Annotated in this window: 12 protein-coding genes; 8 read left to right on the forward strand and 4 right to left on the reverse strand. The window is 35.0% G+C overall.

The window, feature by feature from the left end; all coding sequences use genetic code 11:
• The first annotated feature begins 117 nt into the window (after positions 1–117).
• Entirely contained in the window at positions 118–387 is a 270-nt protein-coding gene (locus CAI20_RS00490; protein ID WP_010402566.1) for a hypothetical protein, read from the forward strand.
• A 112-nt stretch (positions 388–499) separates the two neighbouring features.
• Positions 500–2,839: a phenylalanine--tRNA ligase subunit beta gene (gene pheT / locus CAI20_RS00495; protein ID WP_149168649.1), complete on the forward strand. Its 2,340-nt coding sequence runs from the start codon at positions 500–502 to the stop codon at positions 2,837–2,839.
• On the opposite strand, the gene CAI20_RS00500 is transcribed toward pheT, so the two are convergent.
• Both CAI20_RS00500 and ileS read right to left on the reverse strand, forming a co-directional pair.
• Complete coding sequence (locus CAI20_RS00500; RefSeq protein WP_149168650.1) at positions 2,836–5,607, reverse strand: hypothetical protein; 2,772 nt, start codon at positions 5,605–5,607, stop codon at positions 2,836–2,838. The genes pheT and CAI20_RS00500 overlap by 4 nt on opposite strands.
• 44 nt (positions 5,608–5,651) lie before the next feature.
• A complete protein-coding gene (ileS, locus tag CAI20_RS00505; RefSeq protein WP_149168651.1) occupies positions 5,652–8,822 on the reverse strand; it encodes an isoleucine--tRNA ligase in 3,171 nt (1,056 codons plus the stop codon).
• A 138-nt stretch (positions 8,823–8,960) separates the two neighbouring features.
• On the opposite strand from ileS, the gene CAI20_RS00510 reads away from it, so the two are divergent.
• A complete protein-coding gene (locus CAI20_RS00510) occupies positions 8,961–9,194 on the forward strand; it encodes a hypothetical protein (RefSeq protein ID WP_246111607.1) in 234 nt (77 codons plus the stop codon).
• Between the two features lie 79 nt (positions 9,195–9,273).
• On the opposite strand, the gene miaB is transcribed toward CAI20_RS00510, so the two are convergent.
• A complete protein-coding gene (gene miaB, locus CAI20_RS00515) occupies positions 9,274–10,596 on the reverse strand; it encodes a tRNA (N6-isopentenyl adenosine(37)-C2)-methylthiotransferase MiaB (protein ID WP_149168652.1) in 1,323 nt (440 codons plus the stop codon).
• Between the two features lie 667 nt (positions 10,597–11,263).
• Here miaB and recJ point away from each other — a divergent pair.
• Positions 11,264–13,003, forward strand: coding sequence for a single-stranded-DNA-specific exonuclease RecJ (gene recJ, locus CAI20_RS00520; protein WP_149168653.1), 1,740 nt, complete (start codon positions 11,264–11,266; stop codon positions 13,001–13,003).
• A gap of 18 nt (positions 13,004–13,021) precedes the next feature.
• Here the strand turns inward: recJ and CAI20_RS00525 are convergent, their stop codons facing one another.
• Positions 13,022–14,194 (reverse strand): NADH-quinone oxidoreductase subunit D, encoded by a 1,173-nt coding sequence (locus CAI20_RS00525; RefSeq protein ID WP_149168654.1) that lies wholly within the window; start codon positions 14,192–14,194, stop codon positions 13,022–13,024.
• 265 nt (positions 14,195–14,459) lie between these two features.
• Between CAI20_RS00525 and CAI20_RS00530 the strand changes: the two genes are divergently transcribed.
• From CAI20_RS00530 to CAI20_RS00545, 4 genes are all read left to right on the forward strand, one after another.
• The gene (locus CAI20_RS00530) at positions 14,460–14,981 is read left to right on the forward strand and encodes a cytochrome b (RefSeq protein WP_007302055.1); all 522 of its coding nucleotides are present in this window, start codon (positions 14,460–14,462) and stop codon (positions 14,979–14,981) included.
• A gap of 5 nt (positions 14,982–14,986) precedes the next feature.
• Positions 14,987–15,982: an NAD(P)H-dependent flavin oxidoreductase gene (locus CAI20_RS00535; protein ID WP_010402622.1), complete on the forward strand. Its 996-nt coding sequence runs from the start codon at positions 14,987–14,989 to the stop codon at positions 15,980–15,982.
• A gap of 132 nt (positions 15,983–16,114) precedes the next feature.
• Positions 16,115–17,476 (forward strand): DUF350 domain-containing protein, encoded by a 1,362-nt coding sequence (locus tag CAI20_RS00540; RefSeq protein WP_149168655.1) that lies wholly within the window; start codon positions 16,115–16,117, stop codon positions 17,474–17,476.
• A gap of 104 nt (positions 17,477–17,580) precedes the next feature.
• A complete protein-coding gene (locus CAI20_RS00545; RefSeq protein ID WP_007302058.1) occupies positions 17,581–17,946 on the forward strand; it encodes a hypothetical protein in 366 nt (121 codons plus the stop codon).
• Positions 17,947–17,964 lie beyond the last annotated feature (18 nt).

The raw sequence follows: 17,964 nt of genomic DNA on the forward strand, positions 1-17,964 counted from the left end.
CAAAGTATGTGATTAGAATGCTAATTATAGCCAGCGTTCTATTTAAAAATTCACTAATCTTATTAAGTTACTTAACATCTTATTTTAACTATAATTTAATTTTAATATGAGGCAATTATGAACGAAATAGATTTTACTAATCCACCTTTAAATTTAGAACAGGAATGTGGTAACGGGTACATCAAGTTTACAGATTATTCTTCTAACTCAGACACTGGTCTTTTCCACATGGCAGGTGAAATGCTAAATGAAAGCCATGATGTTATAGGAAATTTCACTGGTGATGCTTACATTTATAATTTCCATATAGATGATCACAATATGAACATTCAACTCTGCATGGAAATGGACTGCAAAGGTGATATAAAGAAAATTCTTTCTTTGTAGAAAAAGTAGGCTTCTCCTTCGTTTTTTACAATTAGAGAAGCTACTCACTACAACAAGCTTTAAAATCATTATATTTTACATTACAATAACTTTTTTATTTTCTGTTAAATAAATGAAGTTCACATTATCTTGGTTATTAGAGTACTTAGAAACCAATGCTAGTTTAGAGGAAATTATTGATAAATTAACTCACATAGGGTTGGAAGTAGAGAATGTGATCGACAATTCCAGATTGGCCGGGTTTGTTGTTGCAGAAGTATTAGAAGTCGCACCTCATCCAAATGCTGATAAATTAAAATTATGTAAAGTAAATGATGGAAGTAAAGTTCTGCAGATAGTCTGCGGAGCAAAAAATGTTAAAGAAGGCATGAAGACTGTACTTGCATCTCTTGGTAGCACATTGCCAGAAAGCGACTTTACAATTAAGCCTACAAAAATACGAGGAGTGCTAAGTGAAGGGATGCTCTGCTCTGCCTCTGAGCTTTCGCTGACTCAAGATGAAAGTGAAGGAATAATCGAGCTTTCTGATGATTATAAAACAGGAGATAAATTTTTCAATTGCGATCCTGTAATTGACATAAACATCACTCCAAACCGTGGAGATTGCTTAGGCGTATATGGAATAGCTCGAGATTTAGCAGCAACTGGAATTGGAACGTTAAAGGCTTCAAACATTCCACGACTTGCCTGCTCTATAAATTCACCAGTAAACGTCAAAGTTACTGACGGGGAGAGCTTTATTAGTGGAATATACATCACCAATGTAAAAAATAAAGAAAGCCCAAAATGGTTAAAAGATAAATTGGAATCGATAGGAATGCGCTCCATTTCTGTAATAGTTGATATTACTAATTACATCATGATATCTTTTGGCCGCCCAATGCACGCATATGATGCAAAGAAAATAGAAGGTGAGCTCATAGTACGCAAAGCAAATGATGGAGAAAAATTTATTGGTTTAAATGGTAAAGAATATTCATTAAATAAAGAAATAAGAGTTATTTCTGATGATAAAAATGTTCATGGAATTGCTGGAATTATGGGCAGCAAGTATAGCGAATGTACACTTGAAACTACTGATATCTTTTTAGAGTCTGCTTGGTTTGACCCCATCTCCATCACTAAATCTTCAAGGCAGCTAGGCATCTCCACAGACTCAAGTTACAGATTTGCACGTTCAATTGACCCTGAATTTACCCTTGATGGACTCAATCTTGCAGCCAAAATGATTTTGGATTTATGTGGCGGAGAAGTGTCAAGCATAGTGTCTGCTGGCAATTTGAATAAGGCTTATACCAAGATAAATTTTGATTATCAGAATGCAAACAAACTTGGAAGTGTATCTGCATCACCTAATGAGGTATTCGATATTTTAACAAAGCTAGGGTTTAGTATCGATAAAAAAACCGAAGGTAATTGGAATATACAAGTACCAAGCTGGAGACCGGACGTAACCATACCTGCTGACTTAGTTGAAGAGGTAGTAAGAATATACGGCTATGATAAAATAAAGGAAGAGCAACTAGCAGAAGACGTTACAGTAGAAGAAGAGACACAAGATGATTTGCGCATTTTAATGACAAGCAGAGGGTTTCATGAAGTGATAACTTGGTCTTTTATGAGTGAATCAACAGCTGAAAAGTTTGGTTACTTGAATAAGTTATTCATTATCGATAATCCATTTAATAATAACTTCAATATAATGAGGCCAAGTGTCATACCAAATTTGTTGCAAGTCACTGCAGATAATATTGCTCACGGGATATCTGGTCTCGCAATTTTTGAAATTGGACCAATTTATAATGGTGAGGCTCAGTCTAAGTACGTTTTAAGTGGAATTAGATCAGGAAATAATTCGCCGAAAAACCACTATAACACTGATAGGAAAATAGATATTTTTGACGCAAAGGCTGACCTCATAACAGCTTTGGAACTTTTTAATGTCAATTGTGATAATTTAGCAATAGAGAGAGCAGAAAAAGAATATTATCACCCAGGAAAATCAGGCTCCTTATCTTTTAGAAGTAAAATAGTTGGTTATTTTGGAGAATTGCATCCGAGTATATTGGATTTTTTTAACATCAAACAAAAAATTGTAGGCTTTGAGTTGATATTAGAAAATATCGAAAATTTACCTATAAGTAGAAAAAAATTTATCGATTATAAATATCAAAGTGTAAAACGCGACTTTGCATTTATTGTAAATAAAGATGTAGCAGCAGGCAGTATAATCAATATGGTGAAAAAAAGCTCAGAGCTCATCACAGAAGTTTTGATATTTGATGTATATCATGGAAACAATATAGAATCGAATAAGATGTCTATAGCATTTTCAGTTACTTTCTGCTCTCCAACTCACACTTTAACTGAAGAGGAAATCCAAAAAGAATCAAATATGATAGTCAACTTAGTGTGTGAAAATACTGAAGGAACTTTGAGAGCTCATCATTAAGCCGTAATCGCCGTTTCCTGATTTTGCTGTGTCACGTTTACTTCATCCAATTTATTTCCTATCTTGAATTCAATATCCTTGAAAAACCTATCCCACATTCCATGCAAATGCTCTTCTACTTTAGGCCATACATCATTTTTAAATGTCGTTCCATCATCAGAAAATAAATTACCCAAAAAAACTCCTACTTCCTCATAACTTGATTGAAAATGTTGAAGAAATGTTTCTACTTCCTTATGAGTATCATGTGCCACACTCAACGCTTTTCCTTCTGTTCTCTTATCCCCACGCATTGCAACGGCAAGACCTGTTTGAATATATCCCAAGCCTGTCCTAATAGCTTTTATAGGCTGCAGCCATGAACTCTTATCACTTTTTGGTACATTATTTACTATATTTTCCACCAACCTATTTATTAAAGGAGACAATAAATCTTGACAAAAATGTTTGATATTGTCTTTTGTCTTAATCACAGGACTTTTTATGCACTTTTCTGCAAAATAGTACTCAAGTTCCGCTTCCTCTAATAACTTCTTAATTGCTTCTTCATCAAAAATTTCATGCTCGAATGCTTTAAGTAAAGCATCTTCTATTATTGCAAACTTTATTTTTTCGCGAGATTCCAGTTCTTCTCTATAATCATTTTTTGTTTCTTCATTTATCAATAATCCTTTTTCTTCTAATTCTAACTGTTTTAATGCTTTCAGAATTTCTTGGTTATTTTTCAAGTGCTTCTGTATTAATTTCGTATTTGGATGCTTTTCTCCTTTTCTATTCCACTCATCTTCTAAGTACTTATTTAAGTCCTTATTCCCTTCTATTATTTTTCTTAATAGTATAGGTTGTTCAGGTCTTTTTAAGTATTTTTCAATTCTCACTCGATGTGAATTAATCTTTTCTACTAGATCTGGTGCCCCCCTTTCTAATAACTTACATGAATTCTCTATACCCTTTGCTTGACTTTTAAACAAATCTTGTGTTTTACGTTTCGTTATTTCTAAATACATCTTTGCTATAAAATCATTCACTTTACCTGAAGCTTCTTCTAAACTTTCCCCATTCAAAGGACCTTTTATCTCCTCTTCTAAATCTCGAAACTGGTCTATTAAGCTTAGCATGACTAATAGGCCTAACTCACCCTTTGCTTTTTTCATTACTGATTTTACTAGCCTTCGCTCAACTTCTTGATCACCATACTCGAACTTAAAAAGACCTTCTAATTTCCTTTTTAAATCATCGTTTGTTAAGTTGTTTTTTCCTTCATTATACACTGCTTTCAGCTTTTCATGTATCCCAGTATATCTTACTTGTCCTTGTTTTTTTAAATCTTTAATTATTTCTTTAGCATCATTCAGAACTTCCTCTGTTTTTCCAAGATCTGTATTCTTATAAACATCAATTATTGTTTTCCTAGTTATTTTCCCTTCTTGTATAAGTCGCTCCCATTCTGCTTTAAATACAGGAAGCTCACTATCGTCTAGGGCATTTGGCACTTTTGCTCCTGCTTCTTTTAGATCCTTTATTATCATCTCTTTCTCATTTGGTAATTCCTTACCTTGACTTTCTAACTTCTGCTTCACTAAAGTATTTTTTAGCTCATCTTCCAGCGAAAAATCTTCTCCCCGTCTATTCTGCTGAAACTTAATTGCTTGTATAAAGGCAACTTGATAAGCATTTTCTATTAAGTGAGTTGTCAACTTAGAACCTATACTACTCACCACTTTCAACCTGAATTCGTTCAATAATTCCTTCAATTTATCACGTGTAATCTCTTCTTTTTCTAGCTTCACCAGCTCTTCCATAGTTTTTGCAAATTCTTGAATTGAAGTTGCAATCACATTCTTAATTTCATTATGCAAGGGCTTAAGACCATTGTTTAAATTGATACTAGCTGATAATTTCAGTATGATATTATGCTCTAAACCCCGCTTCACACTAAACCATTTATCATTTCCATTTTCACATAAATCTCTAAGCAGTTGTTTAAATTGCGGTGGAAATTTTATTTCCATATCCCATGTAATGTTTGGTTCAGGAAACTCCGTTTCATGAAAAGATATCTCAATATTTTGGTGCTTATTAGAATATCGCCCCATACTTATTTTAAGAACAGCAACTAAAGAGTGAGATAACTCTCTATTTAAAAGATAAAAAGTAGCCAAAGCAATTGTTGCAGGAACAATTAAGGCTACAAGCACAGTCACATTAACAAAAATTGCTATTGCAGCAAGAGCACCGTATGCAAATCTTCTCGATACACTTGTTTCACTCTTTTTTGCCTTATCTTCCACTACACCTTCTTGTGTTTTGCTGCCTGCTTTAAATCTACTGTATATGACTAACCCCATTGCAACAAAAGCAATATAAGGAAGTATTAAAACTGACAGAGCTAAATTTAATACTTTTTTCTCCGGGCAAGCTCTGTTTATCTCTTTAAATATTCTACTTGATATATTATACCAGGAAGTAAAAAAGTCAGAGTTGTAATCTTTATAATGAAATATACTGAGTGGAACATTAAAAGCAGCTACCTGTTTAGTTAACCAATCTTGCTGACTTATAGCATCAAAAAATTCTTCTCCCTCTTCTGAATTAGCAAGACCTAAATCATTCTCTTCTTCTACATTAGAAACATCTTCCATAGCATCAAAAAACTCTTCTTCCTCTTCCAAAGCAACATTAAAAATAGATTCTACTTTACCTAAACCATCACTGTTGTTATTTAAATCAATAACTTCTCTATGACCATCTGCAACAACTTGATTCATATCACCACCCTACTTAAAGCAATTTAAGTATAGCATAAATATTACTAATTTTGCAACTTTATTAACTTAATACTAACTGTCAAACCTTGGTATTCCTTAGAATAGAAATCGGCCTCGATCTCTTTATTAGTGTCCAAAGATAAGGCAAGGGTCTGCTCTTTTATATATTTATTCCATGTAGTTATTGCTTCCTTAATTTTCTCATCTTCTGCTTTAATTATTACTCTGATTCTATCTGATATATGGAAATCAGCTTGTTTTCTAGTTTCTTGAATAAGCCTCACAACATCTCTCGCGAGTCCTTCTAGAATTAGTTCATCATTGAGCTCAGTACTCAGAACAACAATCCCTTTATTGTTATCAAATACAGAAGAATATTCACTATTTGCTTTTAATAATAGTTCATACTCACCTTTTTCTATAGTATAGCTCTCTGTTTCATCTCCCAGAAATATTTGCTCATTCTCAATTTGTCTCCACTTTTCTTCTTTGACATATTGAACTAGTTTCTTGATTTTATCTGCAACCTTCTTACCAAGTAGCGGAAAATTTAGTTTTAGCTCTAGTGACGCAACTTCTTTCAACTCACTTACTATTTCTAGTTCTTTTACATTCACCTCATCTCTTATTATCTCTTGATATTCATTTTTAAGGAAATCGCAGGAAGACCTATGATAAATGGTCATACTGCCAAGTGGCTGCCTGATGCGCATGTTAAACGTATTTCTGATGGATAATGCAGAGTTACATATCTCTCTTACCAAATCCATCTTGGCAATGAGTTCACTGTCATATCTATCTGATTGTGGAAAATCAGCCAAATGAACAGATGTTTCTTTGTACTCAAGCCCTTGCCATATAGTCTCTGTTATGAGTGGCAACAAAGGAGCTGCAGCTCGAAGCATGTAATAAAAAACTGTGTATAGAACATTATAAGCATCAGTTTTGTCTTGATCTAAATCATTTTTCCAAAAACGCTCACGACTACGACGAATATACCAATTATTTAACACTTCAAAGAAATTCATCAGGGTTTTACAAGCCTCTTGGGAATTATAGTTGTTCATAGAAGCTTGTATACTTTCCACAGCTTCAAAACATTTGGAAATCATGTAGCGATCAATGGTACTTTGATAATCTTTACAAACCTCAGCTCTAATTCCATCTGCATTTGCATACATGGTAAAAAAGTGATAACTATTCCAAATAGGTTTTATTACGTCCTTCAGAATATCTCGTATCGATTTTCCTTCTTTGTCGAGTAGTAAATTACCACCGCAAACAATGGAACCAGATAGCATAAGAAAACGCAGCGCATCAGAACCATATTTGTCAAAAACCTCCATTGGATCTGCATAATTATTCAAACGTTTGGATAATTTCTGACCTTTCACATCAAGAACCACACCGTGGCATATGCAATTCTTAAATGGCTCACTATCAAATAAAGCAGTGGAAAGCACAAAAAGCGTATAAAACCATCCTCTTGTTTGTGCTATATATTCAGTGATAAAATCCGCAGGGAAATTTTTCTCGAACCATTCTTTATTTTCAAACGGATAGTGAACTTGCGCGAACGGCATCGAGCCAGACTCAAACCAACAATCAAACACATCAGGCACACGACGCATAACTGATTTTCCTGTTGGATCATCAGGATTTGGTCTTATCAAAGTATCGATAAATGGTCTGTGCAAGTCATCTATTTTAACATTAAAATCTCGCTCTAGTTCTGCTATCGAACCATATACATCCACTCTTGGATATTTTGCATCATCTGATTTCCACACAGGAATTGGCGTACCCCAAAATCGATTGCGTGAAATAGACCAGTCGTGCGCTCCTTCAAGCCATTTTCCAAATTGACCATCTCTTATATGATTTGGCATCCAATTAACTCTCTTATTTAGCTCTGTCATTCTTCCCTTAAACTTTGTCACAGCAACGTACCAAGAAGGCATAGTGCGATAGATCAAGGGAGTATCAGTTCTCCAGCAGTGAGGATAATTATGAATATGTTGCTCAGTCTTAAACCAACTCCCCTGCTCTTTTAATTTTTTTATTACTGTATCATTGGCATCAAAAACATGAACTCCTGTTAAATCTGAAACTTCTGCAGTAAATTTCCCACCGTTATCAATTGGACAAACAGCTCGAATATCATGGCTTTGGCAAAGGTAAAAATCTTCTTCACCAAATCCAGGAGCAGTGTGCACGACACCAGTGCCGTCTTCTGCTGTAACATAATCAGCACTGAAAACACGGAACGCATTTTTTGTATCTTTAAAGTAATCAAACAGTGGTTTATAGGAAAGACCTGCAAGATCACTCGCTTTAAGTTTTGTATTACAGTTTTCATATTGAATATTGCTTTGTTCACAGTGGCCGACAAATTTCTCTAAATAACTTTCAGCAAAGATGCAGACTTCACCATTTACTAACATTGCACAATACTCAATATCTTTTCCTATTGCCAGTGCAAGGTTACTCGGCAATGTCCAAGGCGTTGTAGTCCAAGCAAGTAATCTACATTTTTGTTTAAATTGCTTTGGATTTTCTAAAAGTTCAAAAGCAACAGTTACAGCTTTGCTAATTTTTTCTCTATATGCATTATCAAGCCTTGTTTCAAAATTAGAGAGTGGAGTTTCGCACGCCCAGCTATAGGGAACAACGCGTATTGATTCATATACCAGACCTTTATCATAAAGCTGCTTAAATGCCCACATGACCGACTCCATGAATGACTTATCCATAGTCTTATAGTCATTATGAAAATCTACCCATCTTGCTTGTCTATTTACATACTTCTCCCATTCTGATGAAAATTTCATTACAGAAGTACGGCAATGATTATTGAATTTTTCAATGCCAAACTTCTCTATCTCAGTTCTGCCAGATATTCTAAGTTCTTTTTCCGCGCCCATCTCAGCCGGTAGCCCATGGCAATCCCAACCAAATCTGCGTTCAACCCTTTTTTGCAGCATAGTTTGATATCTTGCAAATGCATCTTTTATAAAACCAGTAAGCAAGTGTCCGTAATGCGGAAGTCCATTTGCAAACGGAGGCCCATCATAAAATACAAAACAATGATCCTTGGAACGTTTCTCAACTGACTGCTCAAAAATTTTATTTTCCTGCCAAAATTTTATGATTTCCTTTTCTAGCAATGAAAAATTAGGACTGCTGCTTGTATCAGGATAATACTTCATATTCATTTTAACTGGATAAAATCAAAGAATATAGAGCTTTCTGGAAAATTACAAATTCAAAAACTCTGTTTCTACAAACATAGATAGGTATTGACATCATTATACAACATATTAATTCATTAGACTTATTTACTTAAGTTAAAGATGAATAAAGACAATAACAGTTGGCCTTATCAGAAATTTCATGATGCTAACAAAAATAATAGTAAAAGCAGCTTTGTTTGGGGATCACTTTCTTATGAATATAATAATTCTGGAAAGATTGAAAAATTACACTATCAGTGGGAAAAGAAAAAAAATCCCGCGAATCTATTATATCAAGTCTCATATGATTGCGTAACAGAGAGCTGTAGTCCTTTAAGGATTAAATCTAGATAGCTTATAAACTTATAAAACACACAAAGTGCTTCTAAATGAGACCATGGGAGTGCTTTTTTCTAATTGACAAACATCACTATTAGTAAGCACATCCCAACAAACTATTTTGCCGAGCTTCCAATATCCTTACATTTACTATTTTATCTTTGTATTTATCGTCAGGATCATCAACGCATACTGATTGCATATATGGGCTTTTACCAATAATTTGATTTTGGTGTTTACCTTTTTTATCACTGAATAGAACAGGAATAGTTTTTCCTATCATACTCTGATTAAATTCAAGTTGTTGCTTGCTAATTAATTCCTGTAAAAAAAGAAGACGCTCTGTTTTAACCTCTTCTGGTACTTGATCTTTTCTTTCCGCCCCTGGCGTTCCTGGCCTTGGGCTATATTTAAAACTATAAGCCTGAGCGTACTTTACTTTTTCTACTAACTTCATAGTTTCCTCAAAATCTTTTTCAGTTTCTCCAGGAAAACCAACAATAAAATCAGAAGAAAATTCGATTTCAGGTTTCAATTTGCGAAATCTGTCTATTATTTCCAAATACTCCTCTGCAGTGTGTTTCCTGTTCATTGCATGCAATATTTTATTTGAACCTGACTGCACAGGTAGGTGAACAAACGGCATGAGTTTTGATTCCTCCGCATGTACCAAGTAGAGAGATTCGTGCATATCTCTTGGATGAGAAGTTGTGTAGCGGATTCTTTCTAGCTTTTCAATTTTAGCAATGTGACTAATTAATTTTCCTAAATCCCACACTTCTCCCTCACACTCCCCATGATAAGCATTGACATTCTGACCAAGCAAAGTAATTTCCCTTGCTCCACTTGCAACTAACTTTAATGTTTCACGGAATATTTCATTTACTGATCGTGAATACTCAGCCCCGCGAGTGTAAGGCACCACACAAAACGTACAAAATTTATCACAACCTTCTTGTATAGCAAGAAACGCAGAAGACCCTTGATTACTACCATAACATTCATCCGGCAATTTATCGAATTTTGCAACTTCTGGAAAATCAGTGTTTATTACATGACCTTTACTTCTACTTGCTTTGACTATCAACTCCGGTAAAGCAGGAATACTCTGCGGACCAACAACAATATCAACAAAAGGAGCCCTTCTGAACACTTCTTCTCCCTCTGCTTGCGCTACACATCCAGCCACCACTATGGTCATTTCCTTATTTTTTTGTGATGAATGGATTCTTCCAAGCTCTGAGTAAAGCTTTTCTGCTGCCTTTTCTCTAATATGACAAGTATTTAATATCACCAAATCAGCTTGTTCTGCATCACTAACAACGTTGAACCCTAAAGGCTTAACTATATTCTCCATTAAAATGGAGTCATAAACGTTCATCTGACAGCCGTAAGTTTTAATATATAGGCCTTTCATATTTAAAATTCTTCACACAAATTCTAGCAAATTATACGAAAAACTGAATTCTAGTACAACAGCCAATAAAGATTGCTTGACAAACCTTCTCGCTTTCCTTACTCTAACAGTAGAGGTATTTTAAGAGCTCAAAAATCTATCTTCGTCTGCAGACTTTTCAGTCAATTTTTCAAAAAAAAACGTAGTGTATCTTCTTCAGCACGTGTTCAAATTCTGTTGTATGTGCGCTGCATTTTCTTTCTAATCTTTCAGGAGGATTTTATGTCCAGAATTCCAGATACTTAACCTTTATTCTTAAGCTAAAAACCGATTGGTACCTATGGTTTTTATAAAGAAAGTGCAAAAAATACTTTAAAGAATATGAAATAAAGGTAGAAAAGGTTTGAGTAACCAAAAACTGTTTCCAGGCATAAATTTGTTATGTATACCAAAAAGTAATTACACTAAATATAATATTCACACTTATATGCTAATATAGATATAATACTAATTAAAGAGCATGTTATGCAAGAAGAAGTATCAGATTTTACAGATGCTCTTTGTCAAAATAAATGTGATTCCTTTCGAGTGACACTCTCCTATATCTTTCTTTAGGTTATACAGAAGTCTAACACAATTATAGAACAAGCGTAAAAGTTCTGGTAAAGTAGTTTTATTTACAAAAAATATGCTACTTGATATTGAAAAACGCAGCATAACAAATGCACTGTGGAAGTTACAAGAAGCAGATCAAAGGGAGATTTTTACTCTTATACAGAGATTTGAGTTGCCAGAAATATTAGCAAGAATATTAGTTGCTCGTGGTGTTAACATAGAAAATGCACATGACTTCTTACACCCACTAATCAGATCGCTATTACCAGATCCCTTTCACCTCCTTGATATGGATAAAGCTGTTTCTCACATAATAAAAGCAATAAACAATAATGAGAATATTGCAATATTTGGTGATTACGATGTTGATGGTGCAACGTCATCAGCATTGATTAATAGGTACCTAAGAGCGATTGGAACACACTCTATAATCTATATTCCAGATCGTGTTGATGAGGGCTATGGATTGAACACAGATGCTTTATTACAACTTAAAAAGAATGGTATTGATTTATGTATTTCTGTTGATTGCGGTACGCTTGCATATCAACCGATAGAAGAGGCAAAGGTCTTTGGACTTGATATTATAGTTGTCGATCATCACCTTGGTACAGAAAAATTACCAAGTGCTGCAGCAGTTGTTAATCCCAACCGCCTTGATGAGAGCTCTCCTTATACTAATCTTGCAGCAGTTGGAGTGTCATTTCTGCTAATTGTTGCTCTTAATAGAAGCCTACGTGAGCAAGGATTTTTTACCAACAAAAAAGAACCAGATTTATTTGATCTACTGGATTTGGTTGCTCTTGGAACTGTTTGCGATGTTATGCAGATTACAGGCCTAAATAGGGCTTTTGTTTTACAAGGATTAAAAGTTATGTCAGCAAGAAAAAATGTTGGCTTACGTGTTTTGTTTGACGCTTTGGGAATCCTTGAAAAACCAAGTGTTTCGCGATTAGGGTTTAGTATTGGGCCATGTATAAATGCCGGAGGAAGAATTGGAGAAGCATCGCTCGGTGCAAGGTTGCTTTCCACCGATGATGATGATGATGCACATTCAATCGCGCTAAAACTAATAGATTTGAATAATGCAAGAAAAATGCTAGAAAATGAGGCTATTTTGGAAGCCACAACACAAGCGGAAAATTTTGCCCACTTAGGTGTAAATTTTATAATGGTAAGTGGTAATTGGCACCAGGGAATAATTGGTATCATTGCATCAAGACTAAAAGAGCAGTTTCACTTACCAACGATAGTGATATCTTTAAACAATGGAATAGGAAAAGCAAGCTGTAGGTCAATTTCTGGAGTAGATATTGGTGCTGCGGTTCTTTCTGCAAAATTTACCAACCTAATCATTGAAGGTGGTGGTCACAGTATGGCAGCAGGATTTTCGATTGAAGAAGATAAAATAAGTGATCTACATGATTTCTTTACTGAAAGATTTGCAAACTCTACAAATGACAAAATCATAAAGGCTGATGGTATAGTAACAGCTAAAGCAATAAACTTATCCTTGTGGAATCAATTGCAACGCTTAGAGCCATTTGGTGTTGGCAATCCTGAACCGAGATTCATCATTCAAGGAGCAAAGATAAGAAAGCCGGAAGTTATAGGAGTTGACCATATAAAATGTTTTATTGCTGACGATAATGTTATGGTCAAAGCTATTGCGTTTCGCTGTGCAAATACTGAGCTTGGCTCTGCTATTATGCAGGGTAATGTTAAAGCCATTTTGGGTAAAATCTCTATGAATTACTGGAATGGCAATGAATTTGTGCAGTTTTTAATAGAGGATGTATTGACCATTAGTTGAGTTACTATTTTACAATAATTACCTATCAATCTCACCAAAGACTATATCGAGTGAACCGATAATTGCTGCAATGTCAGCAAGCATGTGTCCTTTTGCCATGAAATCTAAGGCCTGTAAATGCGCAAAGCCAGGTGCTCTTATTCGACATCTATAAGGTCTATTGGTACCATCTGAAACTATATATACTCCAAACTCGCCTTTTGGCGCTTCAACAGCCACATAAGCCTCACCTTCTGGCACATGATATCCTTCTGAATAAAGCTTAAAATGATGAATCATAGCCTCCATGGATTCTTTCATTTCTGCTCTTGGCGGTGGAGAAATTTTTCTATCTTCAGTTTTTATTGACCCTTCAGGCATCTTCTCTATGCATTGCTTCACCAAGCTAACAGACTGCCTAATCTCTGCCATTCTTACTAAATAACGATCATAACAGTCACCATTTTGGCCGATAGGTATATCAAAATCTAACTGATCATATATCTCATATGGCTGGCTTTTTCGCAAGTCCCAAGCAAGTCCAGCAGCACGGAGCATTGGTCCACTAAAGCCCCAATCAAGCGCCTGTTTTATTGATATTTCACTAATTCCTACAGTGCGTTGCTTCCATATCCTATTTTCCGTTAAAAGTTCATCAACATCATCTATATACTTTGGAAATTGCTCTATAAATTTTGCAATATCTTCAACCAAACCTTCTGGGATATCTGCTGCAAGTCCACCTGGCCTTATATAAGCTGCGTGAAATCTTGCACCTGAGGCCCTTTCATAGAACTCGAGTATTTTTTCTCTCTCTTCAAAGAGCCATAAAAGAGGAGTCATCGCCCCAACATCAAGTGCTTGAGAAGAGATATTTAGTAAATGATTTAGTATTCTTGTCAGCTCACAAAACAAAACACGCAAATATTTTGCTCTAATTGGAATTTCACATTGCAACAATTTCTCTACACACAACGAATATGCATGCTCTTGTGACATTGGCGACACATAATCAAGGCGGTCAAAATAAGGCAGAGCTTGAAGATATGTTTTATGTTCTATCAATTTTTCAGTGCCACGGTGCAAAAGCCCAATATGGGGATCTGCTCTCTCGATCACTTCACCATCCATCTCTAAAACAAGTCGTAGCACCCCATGTGCAGCTGGGTGCTGAGGACCAAAATTTAGCATCATTGTCTTTAGATCAGGCATGCTTTGGTAGCTTAAGGTATTGGAATTGTATAGGGTAAAATGTGCTTAAAGTCAATAGGCTTCTTGTACAAGCTATAACTCATCGTTACAATAGAAAAACTCTCAAAAACTTCACCACTTCTTCATGATCTGATAGACAATGTTTATGTGTCACATACAATTATTGCACTTATGTTGATCAAGGCAGCGAAATTATGTATAGATAATTTTGATTGAGAAATAGTTTTTCTACTATATAAATTCTACTTTAGAGTAATCAAAATTAATGAAAGACAATAAATATAGTTTAGGTTTAAGGATCATTCATTGGTTAATGTCTGCTTTTATTATTGGCATGCTTTGTTCTGGACTATACATGAAAAATTTGCCGATTAGCAGTGAAATTAAATTCAGCATATACGCTGTTCATAAGGCTTGTGGTATCACCGTTCTTGGATTAATTATAGTACGTATATTTTTTCGCGTCTTTACTTATGTTCCGCCATTACCAGCCAATTTTTCTCGATTTGTAATCAATGCGAGCAAAACGATACACTTTGGTTTATATGCTTTGATGGTGCTAATGCCACTATCTGGTTATGTCATGTCTTCTGCTTCTAGCAAAGAGATCAAATATTTTTTTCATATCCCTTTATTAATTAACCATAATGCAGATCTAGCTAGTGCAGCTAATCAGTTACACTCGATACTTGCATATTTTATGATACTCTTTATAGCCTTGCATATAATTGGTGCTTTAAAACACACATTTATAGATAAACAAAACATTTTTAAACGTATGATATAGGTTATATGTTAAGTAGCCTCTGGAAAAAAGGAACAAATTTTCTCGGTAGTGAGTTTGCCATAATGGGTGGCGCTATGAGCTGGGTTTCAGAGAGAAATTTAGTTTCAGCAATCTCAAATGCTGGTGGATTTGGCGTGATTGCTTGCGGTGCAATGTTTCCAGACTTACTGAAAAAAGAAATCATAGAGACACAGAAATTAACTAACAAACCATTTGGTGTGAATCTAATTACTATGCACCCAAAGTTGAGTGAGTTGATAGATGTGTGCATTGAAACGAAAGTAAGCCATATAGTGCTTGCAGGTGGACTACCAACGAAGCCTAATATAGAAAAAATCAAGAGTGCGGGCATTGAAGTTATGTGTTTTGCACCAGCATTAAGCCTCGCGAAAAGGTTAGTAAAAATGGGAGTAGATGCGTTAATAATAGAAGGTATGGAAGCAGGAGGACATATCGGTCCTGTTAGCACTTCTGTTCTCGCACAGGAGATATTACCTCATTTTAAAAATGAGAAAACACCGGTGTTTGTTGCAGGTGGAATAGGAAGAGGTGAAATGATAGTGAACTACCTAGAAATGGGAGCAAGTGGCTGTCAAATAGGTACATTATTTGTCTGCACGAATGAGTCAATCGCTCACAAAAATTTTAAAGAAGTATTCATCAAATCAGCTGCGCGTAATGCTGTATCTTCTGTGCAGATTAGTGCTGATTTCCCTGTAATTCCAGTAAGGGCTATAGTTAACAAAGCAAGTGACGATTTTATGGAGCATCAAAGAGACATTATTGATAAATATCAAAATGGAGAAATCTCAAAAGAAGATGGGCAGCTTGAAATAGAAAAGTTCTGGGCTGGAGCTTTAAGAAGGGCAGTAATTGATGGAGATGTTGAAACAGGATCTTTAATGGCCGGTCAAAGTGTTGGCATGGTTGATAGAGAAAAGCCTGTAAAAGAAGTGATAGATATGTTAGTTCAACAGGCAAGCAATTATGTTGAAATGTAAAATCAGTAATCAGCAAAGAAAATAGTTAGCAAATTGCTATAATTATCCGCAATAAGGCATAACTGCCCAGTTTTAATGTAAAATTAACGCTAAAGAGGTATTCATACATTTTGTTATGTATGGAGAAATGTTATGCTAAGTCGTTTTGCAAAACATCAGAAGAGTGAAGATATTAATCAACAATTGTACAATGCTATATACAAAAAGGTCACAAAAAAAACACATAATCATGGAAATCTAAAAAAGGGAGATGGAACTATCGCAAAATGCATAGAGTTGTTTAACAAAGGAGCTGATCCCAACGTATTAATTGAATTAGAAAAGTCATTGAGAAAACAAGAAGAATATTATAAATATTATATTGACAACTTCCTTCCAGCATTGAAAACAAAAGTGATAGAGTCAGAGGAATTAATGAAATCTTCAGTACTTAACAATGAAGAAAAATCATCACAAAGATCACCAACAAGAAGAGGAAAAATATTAGAAATAATTTTAGAGATTACAGGGATTACTAATAAAAGTAGTGACAAAGATCATTCTAGTAGCACTATTCAAAATCAGAAAAGTCTTAGAAGTAATCAAGCAAATAGACAAAATAATACTATGGAACTATTTAACAAAAAAAGTCTTTCTGGTGAAGTTGAAATTCCCAAAAATTCAGGTATTAATCCTCTGGAAAAGGATTCTTTAGCTAAGGGTGTAAGTGGAAAAGGAACCCCTGGAAAATACAATACCTTGAGAAATTCAGGTTATTATGGTGCTTCAGCACATCCTACATCAAAACAATCGCAAGCAAGAAAGGAGATCGCACAATCACAATTGAATAGTCAATCTGATCTTTCGATTGATAGTAAAGATTTAAAAAATGAAAAGCCTAATATAACTGTGAATGCTGTAGAAGTGCCAAGCGGTGCAAATACTTCTAAACTCAGTAGTAGCAGTGACTTAGATAGTGGAATAAATTCATCTAGCTTGGCATCAAGTAGCAGAAGGAACAGCTTAACTTCAGTAACAAGCATTTCATCTGAGGAAAGTGTACACTTAAAATTAAACCCTGCTGAGAAAGATAATAGTTTGCAACTAGAAGATGAAGGAAAAACAAAATTAGCACATCCGAACAAAACAAGGCCCAAAGGCCCAAGCGGAAGAATATCCCCTTCTAAACATTATAAGAAGACTGAAGAAGGGCCTCATTGTGTGATCTCAGTGACAGGCAGTAAGGTAAAAGATACAATGCAATCCAATAATTATGAAAATAATAGTAAAAACAAAAATCTTCACGTCGCACTTGTAACAAGTTCTGCTCTCTTAGCAATAGGGTGCATTGTTGCAGGAGCAATGACATCAGGATTAGTAGGAGCAGGACTGTTTGTGGTGGCTGCGGTGTTTGCTACAGCAGCTGCTGCTGAATTGTGTTCAAACTTTCTGTCAAGTAAATTGACATCCATTAGTGTGAGTCCTCTTGTTGATAATAAAGAGCTAACACGGTGATAAAAGTTAAATATGAGTTACTTATGGTGAGCAAGTGAATTCGGTTCTTGCCTATTGATGTAAAAATTGTTACATTTGAGGAGTATCTTAAAGGTATTTAGCTGATGCGTATTCAATTGGGTAGAGTTTTTGCTATTGTAGCCCTGTTAAGTTTTATCTTCATGTCATGTTCTAGCAAAGCAAGTGATGAATTGAAAAATATACCAGGAACGTTGAAAGAACTTATTTCTTCATTTTCAGTTAAAGATACTGTAGAAAATATGAATCCTTCGACAATTATAGGGTTATGTATAGCTACAGTGATACTTGCAGTAGTGTTCAGAGGCCTAATTTTTTTCATGATAATATTTGGCGTACTGATCATGATGTTTGGAAGCACAGAAAAGGCAACAGATTACCTGAAAGAAAAATTCAACTTTGCAAAGGACATACAGTTACAATCCAATAACAAAAAAGAAGATAAGGATTAAGTAAGATAGATGATTCTT

It is taken from the genome of Wolbachia endosymbiont of Chrysomya megacephala (genome assembly GCF_008245065.1).
Lineage (GTDB): Bacteria > Pseudomonadota > Alphaproteobacteria > Rickettsiales > Anaplasmataceae > Wolbachia.

What these genes read in the sequence shown, in the direction of transcription:
- CAI20_RS00490 (WP_010402566.1), top strand. Translation starts at nt 118, where the DNA reads ATGAACGAAATAGATTTTACTAATCCACCTTTAAATTTAGAACAGGAA.
- pheT (WP_149168649.1), top strand. Translation starts at nt 500, where the DNA reads ATGAAGTTCACATTATCTTGGTTATTAGAGTACTTAGAAACCAATGCT.
- CAI20_RS00500 (WP_149168650.1), bottom strand. Translation starts at nt 5,607, where the DNA reads ATGAATCAAGTTGTTGCAGATGGTCATAGAGAAGTTATTGATTTAAAT.
- ileS (WP_149168651.1), bottom strand. Translation starts at nt 8,822, where the DNA reads ATGAATATGAAGTATTATCCTGATACAAGCAGCAGTCCTAATTTTTCA.
- CAI20_RS00510 (WP_246111607.1), top strand. Translation starts at nt 8,961, where the DNA reads ATGAATAAAGACAATAACAGTTGGCCTTATCAGAAATTTCATGATGCT.
- miaB (WP_149168652.1), bottom strand. Translation starts at nt 10,596, where the DNA reads ATGAAAGGCCTATATATTAAAACTTACGGCTGTCAGATGAACGTTTAT.
- recJ (WP_149168653.1), top strand. Translation starts at nt 11,264, where the DNA reads ATGCTACTTGATATTGAAAAACGCAGCATAACAAATGCACTGTGGAAG.
- CAI20_RS00525 (WP_149168654.1), bottom strand. Translation starts at nt 14,194, where the DNA reads ATGCCTGATCTAAAGACAATGATGCTAAATTTTGGTCCTCAGCACCCA.
- CAI20_RS00530 (WP_007302055.1), top strand. Translation starts at nt 14,460, where the DNA reads ATGAAAGACAATAAATATAGTTTAGGTTTAAGGATCATTCATTGGTTA.
- CAI20_RS00535 (WP_010402622.1), top strand. Translation starts at nt 14,987, where the DNA reads ATGTTAAGTAGCCTCTGGAAAAAAGGAACAAATTTTCTCGGTAGTGAG.
- CAI20_RS00540 (WP_149168655.1), top strand. Translation starts at nt 16,115, where the DNA reads ATGCTAAGTCGTTTTGCAAAACATCAGAAGAGTGAAGATATTAATCAA.
- CAI20_RS00545 (WP_007302058.1), top strand. Translation starts at nt 17,581, where the DNA reads ATGCGTATTCAATTGGGTAGAGTTTTTGCTATTGTAGCCCTGTTAAGT.